The organism is Stenotrophomonas sp. STEN083, from assembly GCF_056759195.1.
This window is the reverse complement of the sequence record NZ_JBRRCU010000080.1, coordinates 1-16,512: the sequence shown is the minus strand read 5'-3', so window position 1 is coordinate 16,512 and position 16,512 is coordinate 1. Positions and strand designations below refer to the sequence as shown.

Genomic DNA, 16,512 nt, shown 5'->3' with positions numbered 1-16,512 from the left:
ATCGCGTGGGGTGTTCTCAAGAGCGGCCGGGATTTCGATCCGACCATGCTGAGAGTAGGTCAAGCCTGCTTCCAGCAGGCTTGACCGCGAACATAGGATCTCGGCTCTACAGGTCGCCCAGCTGCGCCTGCAGGGCGGCGATTGCTGCCAAGCCGGCGGTCTCGGTGCGCAGGATGCGCGGACCCAACTGCAGGCCCTGGAAGCCGGCCTCGCTCAGCTGCTGGCGGTCGCGCGGTGACCAGCCTCCTTCCGGACCGATCGCGATCACCACACCGTTGGCCGGTGCGGCCGGCAGCGACGCCAGGCGATGTTCGCCCAGCGGGTCCAGCGTCAGCCTCAGTGTCTGTTCCGGCAATGCCGCCACCGCCGCAGCCAGCGCCTGCGGGCTGCCAATGGATGGAATCCGTGCGCGACCGGATTGCCCGCAGGCCGAGCCAACCACATTGCGCCAATGCGCGATGCGCTTCTCGGCGCGGGCCGCGTCCAGCTTTACTTCGGTGCGCTCGGCGTTGACCGGGATGATGCCGCTGACCCCCAGTTCGGTGGCCTTCTGCAGGATCAGGTCCATCTTCTCGCCACGCGCTATGCCCTGCAGCAAGGTGATCGCCAGCGGTGATTCGTTGTCGACGGCCTGGGCACGGTCTATGTGTACCTGTACCTCGCGCTTGCTGATCGCGCTGATGGTGGCTGCATAGTCGTGGCCATCGCCATTGAACAACACGCAGCTTTCGCCCTCGCGCAGGCGCATCACCCGGACCAGATGGTTGGCCACATCCTCAGGCAGGGACAAGGTCTGGCCGGTGGCGAGCGGCAGTTCAATCGGGCAACGGGTAAGGCGCATGGGAGTTCTCGCAAAGGCGGTGCCGCATGGGAAGCGGCTGGGTCTGCTAGCATTTCAACGTCATGAAAACGTATCTGCCAATGCGCATTCTATCGATCCACCGTCGTTTTGCCCGGAGTGGCGCATGAGTCGCCGCCTGCCACAGATCCATAACGTGGTCGAAGAACACATCGGTCCGTTCCGCCAGCAACAGTTGGATCTGGAGTTCTCCAACGGCGAGCGCCGCCATTTCCAGCGTCTGGTGAGTGGCGGCCACGGCGCTGTCGTGGTGGTGCCGATGCTTGATGAAGAGACTGTGCTGCTGGTGCGTGAATACGCAGCCGGCCTGCATCGCTACGAGCTGGGCCTGGTCAAAGGGCGCATTGATGAAGGGGAAACGCCCATCGAAGCGGCCGACCGCGAACTCAAGGAGGAGGCCGGTTACGGCGCGCGCAGGCTGGATGCGCTGCGCAGCCTGACCCTGGCACCTACTTATATGAGTCACCAATCCACGCTGGTGCTGGCGCGCGACCTGTATCCGCAGCGTCTGCCTGGCGATGAGCCCGAAGAACTGGAAGTGGTGCCGTGGAAGCTGGCCGAACTGGACCAGCTGATGCTGCGTGAAGATTTCTCCGAAGGACGCTCGCTGGCGGCCCTGTTCATTGCCCGTGAGTGGTTGCGAGGTGGCGCATGAACGCTGTAGTTGATGACGCCCTGCGCGAAGGCGTGCTGGATGTCGCCCAGCGCGCAGGCGCGGCGATCATGCAGGTCTATGCCAGCGGCTTCGATATCGAGCACAAGGCCGACGACAGCCCGGTCACCACCGCCGATCTGGCCGCGCACCGGTTGATCGTGGACGGTCTGTGGCGACTGACCCCGGATATCCCTGTGTTGTCCGAAGAATCGGCGCAGCTGCCGTGGGAGACGCGCCGCCAGTGGCAGCGTTATTGGCTGGTGGATCCGCTGGACGGTACCCGCGAGTTCATCAAGCGCAATGGCGAATTCAGCGTCAACATCGCGCTGATCGAGCGTAGCGTGTCGGTGTTTGGCGTGGTGCAGGCGCCGGTGACCGAGGTCATCTGGCACGCGCAGCGCGGTGGCCAGGCCTGGCGCCGCAGCGGTGAACAGCAGGATGCGATCACCACGCGGGTGCCACCGGCATCACCGTTGCGGGTCGCCGCCAGCCGCTCGCACGCCAGTGCGCGCACGGCGACCTTGTTGGCGCGGATGGGTGAGATCGAGCTGATCGCGCAGGGTTCCTCGCTGAAGTTCTGCCGCATCGCCGAAGGCACGCTGGACGTGTACCCGCGCCTTGGGCCGACCAGTGAATGGGATACCGCAGCCGGTCAGTGCGTACTGGAAGCCGCAGGTGGTGTGGTGTTGGCTGCCGATGACGGTGTGCCATTCGCCTACAACCAACGCCCGCGGCTGCTCAACGGCGACTTCGTTGCCTTGGGCGATGCTTCGCTGCCGTGGCAGGAGTGGGTGGCCGGGCTTTGACGCCCAGCCACTGGCTGCCTGCAGTGAACTTCAAACGCCGGCGATTGCCGGCGTATTCGTAATCAAAGGTGATGCGCGCATGTCCGAACTGACCGATATCCAGACCCTGTTGCAGATCATGGCGCGCCTGCGCGATCCCGATGGCGGATGCCCGTGGGACCTGGAACAGGACTTCGCCAGCATTGCGCCGTACACGGTGGAGGAGGCTTACGAAGTGGCCGACGCCATCGACCGCAATGACTTGCCGGACCTGAAAGACGAGCTTGGCGATCTGCTGCTGCAGGTGGTATTCCACGCACAGATGGCCAGCGAGCAGGGTGCATTCAATTTCGCCGATGTTGTGGCCTCGATCAGCAACAAGATGATCCGCCGCCACCCGCATATCTTTGCCGACACCGAGGTCAGCGATTCCGACGAAGTGCTGGCCAACTGGGACGAGATCAAGCGCAGCGAGCGTGCCGCCAAGGGCGAGCAGGATGGGTCTGCATTGGCCGGTATTTCGCGTGGACTGCCGGAGTGGCTGCGCGCTACCAAGCTGCAGTCGCGTGCCGCCCGCACCGGCTTCGACTGGCCGGATGCAGTGCCGGTGCTGGACAAGTTGCGCGAGGAAATCGACGAAGTGCAGGCCGAGTTCGAGCTTGCCGCAACCGGTGTGGACAACCAGACCCGGCTGCAGGAAGAACTGGGTGATGTGTTGTTCGTCTGCGCCAATCTTGCCCGCCACGCCAAGGTAGACAGCGGCACCGCCCTGCGTCATGCCAATCACAAGTTCGAACGCCGTTTCCGCGCAATGGAGGCGCTGGCGGCTGCGCAGGGGAAAACAATGTCGCAGCTCGACCTGCAGCAGCAGGAAGCACTGTGGCTGCAGGTGAAGCAGCAGGAGAAGGACGCGGCGAAGTGAAAACCCTGGCGCTGTTCCTGCTGACCGCGTTGGCCGAGATCGTCGGCTGCTACCTGCCGTGGCTATGGCTGCGGCAGCAGGGCAGCCCGTGGTTGCTGTTACCGGCTGCTGCCAGCCTGGCCTTGTTCGCCTGGCTGCTGACCCTCCATCCGGCTGCCAGCGGGCGCGTCTATGCCGCCTACGGCGGCGTCTATGTCTGCATGGCGCTGCTGTGGCTATGGCTGGTGGATTCGGTCAAACCCACCCGCTGGGACCTGCTCGGCGGCGGCCTCTGCCTGCTCGGCATGGCGGTGATCATGTTCGCCCCGCGCAGCAACTGAAGCGCCTATGCTGGAGGCATCCAGCCTTGGGTGCAGGCCATGTCAGGTTTCAGCAGTTTCCGTGAGTTCTACCCGTTCTACCTGGGCGAACACAGCAACGTCGTCAGTCGTCGCCTGCACTTCATCGGCAGCTGCGGCGTGCTGCTCTGCGTGGCGATGCTGCTGTGGAGCGGCCAACTGCGCTGGCTGTGGTTCGCGCTGTTATGCGGCTACGGCTTTGCCTGGGTCGGGCACTTCTTCTTCGAGAAGAACCGGCCGGCGACCTTTCGCCACCCCTTCTATTCATTTGCCGGTGACTGGGTGATGTTCGTCGACATCCTGCGCGGGCGGGTGCGGCTGTAAGCGCCTGCCCAGTTGTTTCCGGGGCTGTCGCTATACTCGGCCCATCAATCAGCACAAGGAGCGATCTCATGGGCAGCGGAGCAGGGTTGTTGGCGTTGGTGGTCGTGGTGGCCGGCATCATCGTGCTGTTCAAGACGGTGCGGATGGTGCCGCAGGGCTACGAATGGACCGTGGAGCGCTTCGGCAAGTACACGCACACGATGACCCCCGGTCTGCACTTCCTGATTCCGATTGTTTACGGTGTCGGTCGCAAGGTGAACATGATGGAGCAGGTGCTGGAAGTACCCAGCCAGGACGTCATCACCCGGGACAATGCGGTGGTGCGGGTGGATGGGGTGGTGTTCTTTCAGGTGCTGGATGCGGCCAAGGCGGCCTATGAAGTAGCCAACCTGGAAGTGGCGATGATTGCGCTGGTGCAGACCAATATCCGTACCGTGATCGGCTCGATGGACCTGGATGAGTCGCTGAGCCAGCGCGAAACCATCAACGCCAAGCTGCTCAACGTGGTCGACCATGCCACCAATCCGTGGGGGGTCAAAGTCACCCGCATCGAGATCAAGGACATCCAGCCACCGGCCAACCTGGTGCAGTCGATGCAGCAGCAGAAGATGGCCGAGCAGAACAAGCGCGCTGCCATTCTGGAGTCCGAAGGTATCCGCCAATCGGAGATCCTGCGCGCCGAAGGCCAGAAGCAATCCGCCGTGCTGGAAGCAGAAGGGCGCAGGGAGGCTGCGTTCCGCGATGCCGAGGCGCGCGAGCGTCTGGCCGAAGCTGAGGCCAAGGCGACCGCGATGGTGTCCGATGCCATCGCCAATGGCAGCGTGCAGGCGATCAATTACTTCATCGCGCAGAAGTACGTGGAAGCCTTCAGTGAACTGGCCAATTCGCCCAACCAGAAGCTGGTGCTGATGCCGATGGAGGCGACCGGTGTGATCAGCTCCATTGCGGGTATTTCGGAACTGGCCAAGGAAGCCTTCGCCAAGCAAGGCGAAGCGAAGCAGCCGACACGCGGCAACCCGCCGCCGCTGGGGCGCTGAGCCATGCGCTGGGAAGTGGTGATCTGGGCAGCGCTGGCGGTGACCCTGTTTGCCGCCGAGGCGCTGGCGCCGGGGGCTTTCATGTTGTGGATGGGCATCGCCGCAGCGGCCGTGTTCCTCACCGTCTGGGCGATCGACGGCATGACCGTGTTGCTGCAGGTGATCCTGTTCGTGGTACTGAGCTTTGTCTCGATCCAGGTCTATCGCACCTGGTTCCGGCAACGTGCGCGGCCCAGCGACCAGCCCCTGCTCAACCGTCGCGCCGAGCAGCTGATCGGGCGGGTGGTGACGCTGGAGCAGGCGATCAGCGCCGGTGTCGGCCGGGCCAAGGTGGACGATGCGTTCTGGGTGGTCGCCGGCCCCGATCTGCCGCAGGGCAGCGCGGTTCGCGTGGTGGCCGTGGATGGCATGACGCTGAAGGTGCAGCCAGTCTGAATACCGCTGCGGTACTGCCGTTGTGGCAGTGCCGCAGGTTTTAAAAGTAACCATCTGGGATAATGGCCGTCCCCTTAGTGTGGAACGGCCATGACCCTGAAGACTTTGCTCAACGAAACCCACCGCTCACTCGGCGCCAAGATGGTCGACTTCGGCGGTTGGGACATGCCGATCCATTACGGCTCGCAGATCGACGAGCACAACCTGGTTCGCGGCGCCGCTGGCATGTTCGACGTCAGCCACATGACTGTGGTTGATCTGAAGGGTGCGCGCACCCGTGAGTTCCTGCGCCAGCTGCTGGCCAACTCCATCGACAAGGTCAAGGTCCGCGGCAAGGCCCTGTACTCGTGCATGCTCAATGCGCAGGGTGGGGTGATCGATGACTTGATCGTCTATTTCCTGGCCGAGGACATGTTCCGCATGGTGGTCAATGCATCCACCCGCGAGAAGGATCTGGCCTGGATCCGCCAGCACGCCGAAGCCTTCGGCGTCGAAGTAATCGAACGCGAAGACCTGGCCATCATCGCTGTGCAGGGGCCGCAGGCGCGTGCGCTTGTCGCCGGCCTGGTAGCGGAGTCGGATCGCGCCGCGCTGGACAAGCTCGGCCGCTTCGCCGCGCTGGACGTCAGCGCCACCGACGGGGTTGAACTGTTCGTCGCACGTACCGGTTACACCGGCGAAGACGGCTACGAAGTGCTGCTGCCGCAGAGCGCGGTCGTCGCGTTCTGGAATGCGCTGCTGGCTGCTGGCGTGAAGCCGGCCGGCCTCGGCGCACGCGACACGCTGCGTCTGGAAGCCGGCATGAATCTCTACGGCCAGGACATGGACGAAGCCATCACCCCGTACGAGGCGGCGCTGGCATGGACTGTGGCGCTGGATGACCTGGCAGATGGCACACCGCGCGCGTTCACCGGTCGTGCGGTGCTGGAAGCGCAGAAGGCAGCAGGCAACGCGCGGCAGATGATCGGGCTGGTGATGGACGAGAAGGGCGTGCTGCGCCACGGCCAGAAAGTGCTCACCGCCAATGGCGAAGGCGAGATCCTGTCCGGTACCTTCTCGCCGACGCTGGGCAAGGCGATCGCCTTCGCGCGGGTGCCGGCTGGTGCGCCGGGTGATGTGCGGGTGGACATCCGTGGCAAGGAAGTGCCGGTGCGCATCGTCAAGTTCCCGTTCGTGCGTGACGGCCAGCCGCAGGCCGGCATCAATCTTTGACCTGTAGGACCGGACCGGAAGCGACCTTGCTTCCGGTTCGTTAAACTAGCGATTCATCCCGACCACCGTTTTTCCGGAGTAGTTCCATGAGCGAGATCCCTGGCGACCTCAAGTTCCTCAAGTCCCACGAGTGGGCACGTGTCGAAGGCAGCAACCGCGTTACCGTCGGTATTTCCGATCATGCCCAGGGCTTGCTGGGTGACCTGGTCTACGTCGAACTGCCGGCTGTCGGTGACAGCGTGCAGGCTGGCGTTGGCGCAGCGGTGGTCGAGTCGGTGAAGGCTGCATCCGACGTCTACAGCCCGGTGTCCGGCACCGTTGTCGAAGTCAACGAAGCGGTGACCGACAAGCCGGAAACCATCAACGAAGATGCTTACGGCGACGGCTGGCTGTACGTGGTCGAGCTGTCTGATCCGGATCAGTTGAACGACCTGCTCGGCCCGGATGACTATGCCGAGATGTTGGAAAACGAGGACCACTGAGTCCTGTCGTGATCCGGAAAGCGGCCGCTATCAGCGGCCGTTTTTTTTATGCCGGTGTCAGCATCACGTGATGATCGCTGGTGATGAGTGGCTGGCGATGAGACGTCGATGCGGATGCCAGTCGACGCAATGCGGTTCTGATCGGTGTTGTCGCGGAGTGCGAAGTGGTCCAAAAAGTTTGCGCAAAATGATCCATCGCACAGCTAAAGCCTTGCCTTCGGCAAACTTTTTTTTGGGTGCTGGAACCGGCCCGTCGCGGCTGTCGGTCGCATGCATTGAGATGCCATTGGTGTAGCGCCAACACAGCTGCGTGTTGCTGGCGTTGAAACGAATAGTGCACTTTTACCGATGTTTTTTTACTTTGTGTTTTTTTTGAAGCTTGCAGACGTGGCGTCTACGGGTGCAAGTGGCGGGCTGTGGCGGCACGTGGCCGGGTGCGGAAGGCTGAAGGCTTCCGAAAAATAATTTGCAAAGATAGTTGACAGTAAAAAAAACCGTGATTAGGTTTCGCCCAGCAGACCTTTCCTGCGGAAGCGAGTGAGCCGGATCAACATTCAGACGCGAAGCACAACTTGGACGTCCGCCAGGATTTTTTTGATGGTGGAGCAGGACTCGCTTCCTTCCGCGAAACACCCCCCTGATTTCTATCTGGCACCTGCAGCGGAACCCGTTGCGGGTGTTTCTGTATCCGTAACGATGCGCTAGACGCGTCGTCGGTCCTCCGCCGAACACCGCGGATTTGCTTCAACTGGGCATTTCAATTCCATAGATCACTGACGAGGAACAAACCATGGCTACGAAGAAAGCAGCTAAAAAGCCGGCCGCCAAGAAGGCGGTAAAGAAAGTCGCCAAGAAGGCTGCCGTGAAGAAGGTTGCCAAGAAGGCAACCGCCAAGAAGGCAGTGAAGAAGGTCGCCAAGAAGGCCGTTGCCAAGAAGACCGTCAAAAAGGCAGCAGCCAAGAAGACCGTGAAGAAGGCAGCAGCCAAGAAGACCGTCAAGAAGGCCGTAAAGAAGGTTGCCAAGAAGGCAGCTGCCAAGAAGGTCGTAAAGAAGACTGCAAAGAAGGTTGCCGCCAAGAAGCCGGCCGCCAAGAAGGTTGCTGCGAAGAAGAAGCCGGCCGCTCGCAAGAAGAAGGCCGCTCCGGTAGCGCTGCCGGCTACCCCGGCGCCGCTGATCTGATCCAGCTTCACTAGCAAGACCTGAAACTCCTTCCCCGACTGCCCAGCGGGGAGGGAGTTTTTTTATGGGCGAACCGCAGCAGCGGTTACCGATCAGGTCAGCCGTTGCGGTATTACCGAGCCATGCTCGGCAAGGGGCTCGACCAGGCGAAATCCCGCAAGCGGCGTCAGCCGCGAAGCCGGGCAGCATCCGATCAGGCGGGCTTCGCGCTCTCTTGGAAGATCTGGCTTCTTCGATTTTGGTTCCGTGCAACCCGACTGCCCGGGTTGTTCGAGCACCACCTGCTTCGCGGCTGACGCCGCTCCCACAAAAGCAGGCGGGATAGCGCACACCGGTTTGTAGGAGCGGCGTTAGCCGCGAAGCCGACCCGGTATCCGACCAGGCGGGCTCTGCGTTCTCTTGGAAGATCTGGTTCCTCCGATTTTGGTTCCATGCAAGCCGACTGCCCCGAGGTGTTCAAGCACCACCAGCTTCGCGGCTGACGCCGCTCCTACAAAATAGGAGCGGCGTCAGCGGTCCAAAAAGAAAGGCGGCCAGAGGCCGCCTTTCTTGCACTGCAGGGAACCACCACGCAACTCAGCGCGGCGATGCCACCGCACGATCAGAAGACGCGCCCTTCTTGCCGCCGCGTGTCGGAGTGGCATCCTCGGCCATCAGGTTGTCGCTGCCAAAGTCGGTATCCACGTCCAGCCAGCGCTGCGTCGGCAGGCCGATGGCGCGATCGAGGATGGTCGGCATCATGCCGCTGGGCAGGCTGCTTTCGCCGTTCCACATGATGGCGATGCCCAGGTCACGTTCCGGCAGCAGCGCGACCAGGCCGCGATAGCCCTGCACCGCACCGGCATGGAAGACCACCTGGTGACCGGAGTAATCGAATACGCGCCAGCCCAGTGCATAGCCCGCCGAGTCCAGGCGCTGGTGGCGCCAGCCCGAACGCATTTCGCCAGGGGTATTCACCAAGGGCGCATGCAGCGTTGCAAGCAGCGGTGCCGGCAATACGTCCGGACGGTGGCCGGTGTGAGCCAACAACCACTGCGCCATGTCGCTGGCGCTGGCGTTGACGCCAGCAGCAGGTGCCACGCGGTAGTAAGTGGGCTTGGGCGTCAGCGACACCCAGCCGTTGCGGCTGCGTACGTGGGGACGCGCCCAGCGCGAGCTGGCCTGGATACCGGCCAGGCCGAGGCTGGCATCGTTCATGCCCAACGGCTTGAGGATGCGCTTCTCAACGGCCTGCTCGTAGAAGCTGCCCGAGGCCGCAAACACCACATCGCCGACCAGGCTGAAGGCGACGTTCTGGTAGGAGTAGCAATCACCCGGGGCGCACTTGAGCGGCGCGGTGGCCAGCTTCTGGGTAAGCGTGTAGTAGTCAGCGTTGGCCTCGACATCGCGGTCATAGGCATTGCTGGTAAGGCCGACGCGTTGGCTCAGTACATCGGCAACGGTGAGCTTGTCGGTGGCTTCGGGTGTGGCCAGGCGGAAACCGGGAACGTAGTCGGTGACCTTGCTGTCCCAGCGCAGGGTGCCATCGTTGACCAGCAGCCCGGCCATGGTGCCGGCGAAGGCCTTGGACAGCGAGGCCAGGCGGAACACGGTGTGCGCGTCTACTTCCTGCGGATTGCTGATATCGGTAACGCCGTAGCCACGTGCCGACAGCACGCGGCCGTTCTGGACGATGGCCATCGCCATGCCGGGAACGCGGTTGCCGTAGGTCAGCTGTTCGGCCAGCGACTCGATGGCGGCGACATTGAAGTCGGCCGGCAGGGGTTGTACCTGGTCCGGGCGCAGCGCGGTGCGGTAAGGCATTGGCTGCGTCGGCGATTGTGCGGGCGCGTTCTCCAGGTTCACCGGCAACGCCACGGCAGCTGATGCTTCGGCTGGCAGGGCGGCGGGAGTGGGAGTCTGCGCGGTAGACGACAATGCAAAGGGCATCAACACCCCCAGCAATCCCGATGCCACCGGGCGAATGTGCCGGCGCTTGCTCTTGTCTTTCATCGTGATCGGTGCCTGTAAGCTACTGCTGTGGGCGATTCTAGCGCCGCTTTTCATCAATGCACAAACGGGGAGAGAATGAATGGGCATCGCGTTGATATTGCTGATCTTTCTTGTGGTGGCTGTCGCAGTTGTGGCGGTGGGTGTGGGGATCTACAACGGGCTGGTGCGGGCTCGTAACGGCTACAAGAATGCTTTTGCGCAGATCGACGTGCAGCTGCAGCGGCGTTTTGACCTGATTCCCAACCTGGTGGAGACCGCCAAAGCCTACATGGGCCATGAGCGGCAGACCCTGGAAGCAGTGATCGCAGCGCGCAGCGCGGCGCAGTCAGGTTTGGCTGCAGCCAAGGTCGATCCGGGCGATCCGGCGGCAATGGCGCAGCTGGCGGCCTCGCAGGGGCAGTTGAACGGCGTGCTGGGCAGGTTGATGGCAGTGGCCGAGGCCTACCCGGAGCTGAAGGCCAACCAGAACATGATGCAGCTCAGCGAAGAGCTCTCCAGCACCGAGAACAAGGTCGCCTTCGCGCGGCAGGCGTACAACGATGCAGTGATGGGCTACAACAATCGGCGCGAGACGTTCCCGGCCAATGTGTTTGCCGACATGTTCAATTTCGCCACCGCCGCGCTGCTGGATATTCCGCTGGAGAGGCGCGAGCAGGTGCGCGAAGCGCCCAAGGTGCAGTTCTGAATCTGGCGCTGACGTAACAGGGACGCAGGGTGAATTTCTTCGAACACCAGGCCCAGGCGCGGCGTAACTCCGGGCGACTGGTGCTGCTGTTTGCGCTGGCGGTTCTGGCCATCGTGCTGATGGTCGATGTGCTGGTGTGGGTCGGCACCGGCAGCGTGCGCGGCGTGCTGTGGAGCAGCGTGGTGACGCTGGCGCTGATCGGCCTGGCTTCGCTGTATCGGATCAGCTCGCTACGTGGGGGCGGCGAGGTGGTGGCCGTACAGATGGGCGGCACCGAAGTGCCCGCCGATACCCGTGATCCGGCATTGCGACGGCTGCGTAACGTGGTGGAAGAGATCGCCATCGCCTCCGGCGTGCCGATGCCGCGTCTGTATGTGCTGGAGCAGGAGGCTGGCATCAATGCATTCGCTGCCGGCTATTCGTCTGCCGATGCGGCCATCGCGGTTACCCGCGGCACCCTGCAGCGGCTCAACCGTGATGAACTGCAAGGCGTGATCGCGCACGAGTTCAGCCACATCCTCAACGGCGACATGCGCCTGAACATCCGCCTGATGGGCGTGTTGTTCGGCATCCTGATGCTCAGTGTTATCGGCAAGCGCGTGCTGCTGCATATGGGCGGCGGCAGCCGCGTGCGCTTCGGCCGCAGTGTTGGACCGGTGTTCCTGCTGATGCTGATCGGTTTGGCCGGCATCGCCATCGGCAGCATCGGCGTGTTGTTCGGTCGATTGATCAAGGCGGCGGTATCGCGCCAGCGCGAAGTCCTGGCCGATGCCTCTGCGGTGCAGTTCACCCGGCAGACCCAGGGTCTTGCTGGTGCCTTGAAAAAGATCGGCGGTCTGGATGACGGCTCGCATCTGGCCGACCGTGCCGGCGCCGAGGAAGTCAGCCATATGTTGTTTGGCGAAGGGTTGCGGCTGTCCAGCTGGTTTGCCACCCATCCACCGCTGGTTGAACGCATCCAGCGTTTGGAGCCGTCATTCCGTCCGGAGCAGCTGCAGACCCTGCGCGGTAACTGGTTCAGTGCGCCGCCCGACGGACTGGCCGAAGACCGCACCTTGGGTCTGGCGGGTCGCGATGCGCCCAGCGTGGATGCGCTGCTGCCGCCGTTGCCGGGCATGCAGCAGATGGCCGTTGATCCAGCGTTGGTGGCTGCGCAGGTGGCTACGCCAGCCGATGACGACTACCAGCAGGCTGTGCGCTTGGCGGGCAGCCTGCCATCGACACTGCGTGCTTTGGCCGGCGAGCGTGATGCGGCGCAGCCGTTGTTGCTGGCGATGCTGCTGGACGCCGACGCGACGGTCGCCGCGCGCCAGCGGATAGCGGTGAGCGAGCAACTGGGCGAGCCGATGGCCAACAGTGTGCTGAGCATCGCGGCAGGCCCCTTGCGCGAGCTGCACGCCGCGCTACGGCTGCCATTGGCGGCCTTGGCATTCCCGACCCTGCGCAGCTTGCCACGCCCGCAGCTGACGGCCTTCATGCGCTGTATCGATGCCCTGACCCACGCCGATGGACGCATCTCGTTGTTCGAGTACTGCCTGTCGCGTTTGTTGATGGTGCAGGTGCAAGCAGCCTTGGATCCGTCGCGACACCTGCATTTCGGCCGTCGCAAAGCCAGCGGCGTGCAGCGCGAGTTCGCCATCCTGTTGTCGGTGGTGGCGCGCGCCGGCAACCCCGGCGACGAAGCGGGCGCGCGTCGCGCCTACCTGGCCGGCCTGCAGCGCATCCTGCCGCAGGATCATCTGCCGTACGCGCCACCGGCAAACGGAGTACTGGCACTTGACGCGGTTTGGGCACCGCTGGATTCGATGGACCCGTTGGCCAAGCAGCTGCTGGTGGAGGCGGTGACTGCAACGGTGAGCCACAACCAGCGCGTGAACATCGCCGAAGCCGAGCTGCTGCGGACGATCTGCGCCACCTTGCATTGCCCTTTACCAGCAATGCTGCAGATTGCGTGAGCAGTTTGTCTCCCTCCCTTTCGCCGAAGGCGAAGGGGAGGGCTTGGGAGGGGTGTGCTTTTGCCTCTGCTTGCTTCTCCCTGACAACAACCACTGGGCCTCACCCCAGAATCAATCCCGCCGCACGCTCCGCAATCATGATGGTCGGCGCATTGGTATTGCCGCTCACCAATGTCGGCATCACCGAGGCATCGATCACCCGCAATCCATCGATACCCCGCACCCGTAACTGCGGATCGACCACCGCCGCCTCGTCGCTGCCCATACGGCAGGTGCCGATTGGGTGGTAGATGGTCTCGGCCTTGGCGCGGATGAACGCTTCCAGCCCGGCATCGTCCAGGTGCTCATCAGCCGGGAGCAACGGCGCCTTGCGCCACGGTGCAAATGCTGGTTGCTGCAGGATGTCGCGGCTCAGGCGCGCAGCCTCGATCATCATCTTCAAGTCGAAGCCTTCGGCGTCGCTGAGGTAATTGGCGTTGATGCGCGCGGGCGCAGCCGGGTCGGCGCTGGCCAGGCTGATGCGGCCGCGGCTGCGCGGATGCAGGTAGCAGGCGTGCAAGGTGTAGCCGTCGCCGGGCAGGCGATTGCGTCCGTGGTTGTCCAGCATCGCCGGGACGAAGTGGAACTGGATGTCGGCACGCTCATCCGGCGCGAAACGCGAACGCACGAAGCCACCGGCCTCGGCGACGTTGCTGGTGCCGGCACCCCGATGGCCGCGCAGGAAGTAGTTCAGCCCGATCATGATCTCGCTGGCGCGGTCGTAGCTGACGCCGGGCACGCTGCGGTACAGCGTGCAGATATCCAGGTGGTCCTGCAGGTTGGCACCGACGCCGGGCTGGTCGAGCTGGACGTTGATGCCGTGCGCGCGCAGCGCGTCGGCCGGGCCGATGCCGGACAGCATCAACAGTTGTGGCGAGTTGATCGCACCAGCGCTGAGCAGCACTTCGGCGGCTGCGCGGTACAGCTGGCGTTTGCCGCCCACACGCAGGCGTACGCCGGTAACGCGCCCAGCGTCGATTTGCAGCCGTTCCACCAGCGCGCCGGTGACTACCTGCAGATTGCTGCGCGAGCGCATTGGGGTGAGATAGGCAGCCGCTGAAGAGCAACGGGCGCCGTTCTTCTGCGTCACCTGGTAAAGACCAACGCCTTCATGCTGGGCGCCGTTGAAGTCGGTGTTTGGTGCGTGGCCAGCCTGCTGCCCAGCGGCGATGAAGGCGTGGCTGAGCGGATTGACGTGGCGCAGGTCGGCTACCTGCAGGGGGCCATCGGCCCCGTGCAGCGCATCGGCGCCACGCGCATTGCCCTCGGCGTGGCGGAACCACGGCAGCACGCTGTCCCAGTTCCAACCGCTGGCGCCGGCCGCTGCCCAGCGGTCGTAGTCGCCCGGCACGCCACGCACGTAACACATGGCATTGATCGAGCTGGAGCCGCCCAGCACCTTGCCGCGCGGCCACCACAGGCGGCGGTTGCCCAGCGCGGGCTCCGGTTCGGTGTCGTAGCTCCAGTTGACCTTGCGGTTGTTGACCAGCCGGGCGATGCCCGCCGGCATGTGGATGAAGGGGTGCCAGTCGCGTGGCCCGGCTTCGATCAGCAGCACTCGTATCTGCGGGTCGGCGCTGAGCCGGTTGGCCAGCACACAGCCGGCCGAACCGGCGCCGACGATGATGTAGTCGAATTCCTTCCCTGCTTCGCTCACGGTCTTCTCCGTCCCCGGTCACTCAGGATAGAACGGCGCGTTGTACCGGAGTAAGCCCTGCCGCACTGGCGATGTTGCAGTGCATTAGATAACGTACGCGCTCTGCCGAGTCCCACCGGAGTTACCCGATGCCGCCGTCCTCTCGCCACCCGCTGCGCCGGGGTGCCGCATGACCGTTCCGCGCGGACCCGGTGCTGTGTCGCGCTTGTTGCTGGCGCTGCGCGGCTCACCGCCGCTTTGGTGGTCGTTCCTGTACTTCTTCTGCCTGCTCAGCGGCTACTACGTGCTGCGCCCGGTGCGTGAGGCGATGGCGGCATCGGCGGACATGGAGGCCTTGTTCCCGCCCGGGTTGATCGCCTGGTTCGCGGCCCATGGCATGCCGCTGAAGGACTTCACCCTGCAGTTCCTGTTCTCCTGCGTGTTCCTGATCATGCTGGTGCTGCAGCCGCTGTACGGTTGGCTGGTCAGCCGCTATCCGCGACGGGTGTTCCTGCCGCTGGTGTATGGCTTCTTCATTTTCACCCTGTTCGTGTTCTACGCGATGTTCAGCGCCAACATACCTGGCCGCGGCATGGCGTTCTTCTTCTGGATCACCGTCTTCAACCTGTTCGCGGTGGCGGTGTTCTGGAGCTTCATGGCCGACGTGTTCTCCAACGTGCAGGCGCGTGCGTTCTACGGCTACATCGGCGCGGCCGGCACGGTTGGCGCATTCCTGGGACCTATCATCACCAGCTCGCTGGTGCAGCGCGTCGGCATCGCCAACCTGATGCTGGTCTCGGCCGGCTTCCTGTCGATCTGCCTGTTCTGCATCTGGAAGTTGCGGCCGTGGGCGGTGCAGCGCGAACGCGAACAGCAATTGGCCGATGGCGAGCAGCCGATGGGCGGCAGCGTGTTCGACGGGCTGAAGCTGATCGCACGTGAGCCGCTGCTGCGCTGGTTGGCTCTGATGGTGATATTCGGGGTCGGCGTTGGGACCATGCTGTACAACGAGCAGGCGGCGATCGTACGGCGCATGATCACCGATCCGGCGGCCAGTACCGCGTTCTATTCGCGCATCGACCTGGCGGTGAATGCCTTGACCCTGATCATCCAGCTGGGCCTGACCCGCTGGTTGCTGTCACGTTATGGCGTGGCGCCGGCGCTGTTGATTCCGGGTTTCGCGATCATCATCGGCTTCTCGATCGCGGCAGCATCACCGTTGCCGGTGATGGTGGCGGTGATCCAGGTGCTGACCCGCGCCAGCGAATTCTCGCTGGGTAAACCGGCACGCGAGACGATCTATACGCGGGTGGACCGGCAATGGCGTTACAAGGCCGGTGCGGCCATCGATACCGTTGTTTACCGTGGTGCCGACCTGACCTTCGCTTGGGTGCACAAGGGCTTGTCCCTGTTTGGTTCGCAGGCGGTGTTCGTCGGTGGTGCCGCGGTGGCGGTGTTCATGACGCTGTCGGCGCTGGGCGTCTTGCGCGAAGAGAAGAAGCTGCCGCAGGATCGCTGAGTGATTACCCCGCGGCGGGTTGCCGCTGTGCTGCGAGGATGAGATGGCAATGAGTGTATTGGGCGTAAGTGCAATGGCGGTGACGCTGCTGGTAGCGGTGTTGCATGTGTATTTCCTGGTTCTGGAGATGTTCCTGTGGACCAAGCCGCAGGGCTTGAAGACCTTCCGCAACACGCCGGAGAAGGCGCAGGCCACGCGCGTGCTGGCGGCGAACCAGGGGCTGTACAACGGTTTTCTTGCGGCGGGCATCATCGCCGGGCTGGTACTGGCGCAGCCGGTGCTGGTGACGTTCTCGCTGGTCTGCGTGGTGGTGGCCGGTGCCTATGGCGCCTACAGCGTCAGCCCGCGCATCTTCTACGTCCAGGCCGTACCGGCAATCGTGGCACTGCTGCTACGCGCACTGTAGTGCCGAGCCATGCTCGGCAGGGGCATTGCCCGTAGGGCCCCTGCCGAGCAT

The 16,512-nt window shown here is 63.6% G+C and carries 17 protein-coding genes; 14 read left to right on the top strand and 3 right to left on the bottom strand.

Annotated elements, in window-relative coordinates:
* Positions 1-106: 106 nt before the first annotated feature.
* Positions 107-841 carry a 16S rRNA (uracil(1498)-N(3))-methyltransferase gene (locus tag ACVOK8_RS17415; protein WP_481567920.1) on the bottom strand — a complete coding sequence of 245 codons (735 nt, stop codon included), beginning with the start codon at positions 839-841 and terminating at the stop codon, positions 107-109.
* A gap of 124 nt (positions 842-965) precedes the next feature.
* On the opposite strand from ACVOK8_RS17415, the gene nudE reads away from it, so the two are divergent.
* The 10 genes from nudE (at position 966) to ACVOK8_RS17365 (ending at position 8,229) form a co-directional block, all read left to right on the top strand.
* Positions 966-1,514: an ADP compounds hydrolase NudE gene (gene nudE, locus ACVOK8_RS17410; RefSeq protein WP_282270609.1), complete on the top strand. Its 549-nt coding sequence runs from the start codon at positions 966-968 to the stop codon at positions 1,512-1,514.
* Positions 1,511-2,320 (top strand): 3'(2'),5'-bisphosphate nucleotidase CysQ, encoded by an 810-nt coding sequence (gene cysQ, locus ACVOK8_RS17405; RefSeq protein ID WP_481567919.1) that lies wholly within the window; start codon positions 1,511-1,513, stop codon positions 2,318-2,320. The genes nudE and cysQ overlap by 4 nt, the downstream gene beginning before the upstream one ends.
* 79 nt (positions 2,321-2,399) lie before the next feature.
* A complete protein-coding gene (gene mazG, locus ACVOK8_RS17400) occupies positions 2,400-3,221 on the top strand; it encodes a nucleoside triphosphate pyrophosphohydrolase (RefSeq protein WP_481567918.1) in 822 nt (273 codons plus the stop codon).
* Entirely contained in the window at positions 3,218-3,541 is a 324-nt protein-coding gene (locus tag ACVOK8_RS17395; protein WP_296252628.1) for a YnfA family protein, read from the top strand. The genes mazG and ACVOK8_RS17395 overlap by 4 nt, the downstream gene beginning before the upstream one ends.
* Positions 3,542-3,580: 39 nt before the next feature.
* Complete coding sequence (locus tag ACVOK8_RS17390; RefSeq protein ID WP_282270617.1) at positions 3,581-3,883, top strand: Mpo1-like protein; 303 nt, start codon at positions 3,581-3,583, stop codon at positions 3,881-3,883.
* A 68-nt stretch (positions 3,884-3,951) separates the two neighbouring features.
* On the top strand, positions 3,952-4,920 hold the full coding sequence (locus ACVOK8_RS17385) for an SPFH domain-containing protein (RefSeq protein ID WP_481544164.1): 969 nt from the start codon (positions 3,952-3,954) through the stop codon (positions 4,918-4,920).
* A 3-nt stretch (positions 4,921-4,923) separates the two neighbouring features.
* Positions 4,924-5,355, top strand: a complete 432-nt coding sequence (locus ACVOK8_RS17380) for an NfeD family protein (RefSeq protein WP_481567917.1) — start codon at positions 4,924-4,926, stop codon at positions 5,353-5,355.
* Between the two features lie 90 nt (positions 5,356-5,445).
* On the top strand, positions 5,446-6,567 hold the full coding sequence (gcvT, locus tag ACVOK8_RS17375) for a glycine cleavage system aminomethyltransferase GcvT (protein ID WP_481567916.1): 1,122 nt from the start codon (positions 5,446-5,448) through the stop codon (positions 6,565-6,567).
* Between the two features lie 86 nt (positions 6,568-6,653).
* Positions 6,654-7,049: a glycine cleavage system protein GcvH gene (gene gcvH, locus ACVOK8_RS17370; RefSeq protein ID WP_282270622.1), complete on the top strand. Its 396-nt coding sequence runs from the start codon at positions 6,654-6,656 to the stop codon at positions 7,047-7,049.
* Between the two features lie 790 nt (positions 7,050-7,839).
* Entirely contained in the window at positions 7,840-8,229 is a 390-nt protein-coding gene (locus tag ACVOK8_RS17365; protein ID WP_481567915.1) for a hypothetical protein, read from the top strand.
* Between the two features lie 576 nt (positions 8,230-8,805).
* Here the strand turns inward: ACVOK8_RS17365 and ACVOK8_RS17360 are convergent.
* Positions 8,806-10,221 (bottom strand): serine hydrolase domain-containing protein, encoded by a 1,416-nt coding sequence (locus ACVOK8_RS17360; RefSeq protein WP_481567914.1) that lies wholly within the window; start codon positions 10,219-10,221, stop codon positions 8,806-8,808.
* Between the two features lie 79 nt (positions 10,222-10,300).
* Between ACVOK8_RS17360 and ACVOK8_RS17355 the strand changes: the two genes are divergently transcribed.
* Entirely contained in the window at positions 10,301-10,906 is a 606-nt protein-coding gene (locus ACVOK8_RS17355; protein WP_481567913.1) for a LemA family protein, read from the top strand.
* A gap of 29 nt (positions 10,907-10,935) precedes the next feature.
* Positions 10,936-12,861, top strand: coding sequence for a M48 family metallopeptidase (locus ACVOK8_RS17350; protein ID WP_481567912.1), 1,926 nt, complete (start codon positions 10,936-10,938; stop codon positions 12,859-12,861).
* Positions 12,862-12,961: 100 nt separating this feature from the next.
* Here ACVOK8_RS17350 and ACVOK8_RS17345 read toward each other — a convergent pair whose 3' ends face one another.
* Complete coding sequence (locus ACVOK8_RS17345) at positions 12,962-14,557, bottom strand: GMC family oxidoreductase (protein ID WP_481567911.1); 1,596 nt, start codon at positions 14,555-14,557, stop codon at positions 12,962-12,964.
* Positions 14,558-14,726: 169 nt separating this feature from the next.
* Between ACVOK8_RS17345 and ACVOK8_RS17340 the strand changes: the two genes are divergently transcribed.
* The gene (locus ACVOK8_RS17340; protein WP_481567910.1) at positions 14,727-16,055 is read left to right on the top strand and encodes an NTP/NDP exchange transporter; all 1,329 of its coding nucleotides are present in this window, start codon (positions 14,727-14,729) and stop codon (positions 16,053-16,055) included.
* A 49-nt stretch (positions 16,056-16,104) separates the two neighbouring features.
* Positions 16,105-16,461, top strand: coding sequence for a DUF1304 domain-containing protein (locus ACVOK8_RS17335; protein ID WP_405051609.1), 357 nt, complete (start codon positions 16,105-16,107; stop codon positions 16,459-16,461).
* Positions 16,462-16,512 lie beyond the last annotated feature (51 nt).

Bases quoted from the DNA above. Each gene is read 5' to 3' on its own strand.
- ACVOK8_RS17360 (WP_481567914.1), bottom strand. From the start codon at position 10,221: ATGAAAGACAAGAGCAAGCGCCGGCACATTCGCCCGGTGGCATCGGGA.
- ACVOK8_RS17385 (WP_481544164.1), top strand. From the start codon at position 3,952: ATGGGCAGCGGAGCAGGGTTGTTGGCGTTGGTGGTCGTGGTGGCCGGC.
- ACVOK8_RS17340 (WP_481567910.1), top strand. From the start codon at position 14,727: ATGACCGTTCCGCGCGGACCCGGTGCTGTGTCGCGCTTGTTGCTGGCG.
- mazG (WP_481567918.1), top strand. From the start codon at position 2,400: ATGTCCGAACTGACCGATATCCAGACCCTGTTGCAGATCATGGCGCGC.
- ACVOK8_RS17380 (WP_481567917.1), top strand. From the start codon at position 4,924: ATGCGCTGGGAAGTGGTGATCTGGGCAGCGCTGGCGGTGACCCTGTTT.
- ACVOK8_RS17355 (WP_481567913.1), top strand. From the start codon at position 10,301: ATGGGCATCGCGTTGATATTGCTGATCTTTCTTGTGGTGGCTGTCGCA.
- cysQ (WP_481567919.1), top strand. From the start codon at position 1,511: ATGAACGCTGTAGTTGATGACGCCCTGCGCGAAGGCGTGCTGGATGTC.
- ACVOK8_RS17390 (WP_282270617.1), top strand. From the start codon at position 3,581: ATGTCAGGTTTCAGCAGTTTCCGTGAGTTCTACCCGTTCTACCTGGGC.
- nudE (WP_282270609.1), top strand. From the start codon at position 966: ATGAGTCGCCGCCTGCCACAGATCCATAACGTGGTCGAAGAACACATC.
- ACVOK8_RS17335 (WP_405051609.1), top strand. From the start codon at position 16,105: ATGAGTGTATTGGGCGTAAGTGCAATGGCGGTGACGCTGCTGGTAGCG.
- ACVOK8_RS17365 (WP_481567915.1), top strand. From the start codon at position 7,840: ATGGCTACGAAGAAAGCAGCTAAAAAGCCGGCCGCCAAGAAGGCGGTA.
- gcvT (WP_481567916.1), top strand. From the start codon at position 5,446: ATGACCCTGAAGACTTTGCTCAACGAAACCCACCGCTCACTCGGCGCC.
- ACVOK8_RS17415 (WP_481567920.1), bottom strand. From the start codon at position 841: ATGCGCCTTACCCGTTGCCCGATTGAACTGCCGCTCGCCACCGGCCAG.
- gcvH (WP_282270622.1), top strand. From the start codon at position 6,654: ATGAGCGAGATCCCTGGCGACCTCAAGTTCCTCAAGTCCCACGAGTGG.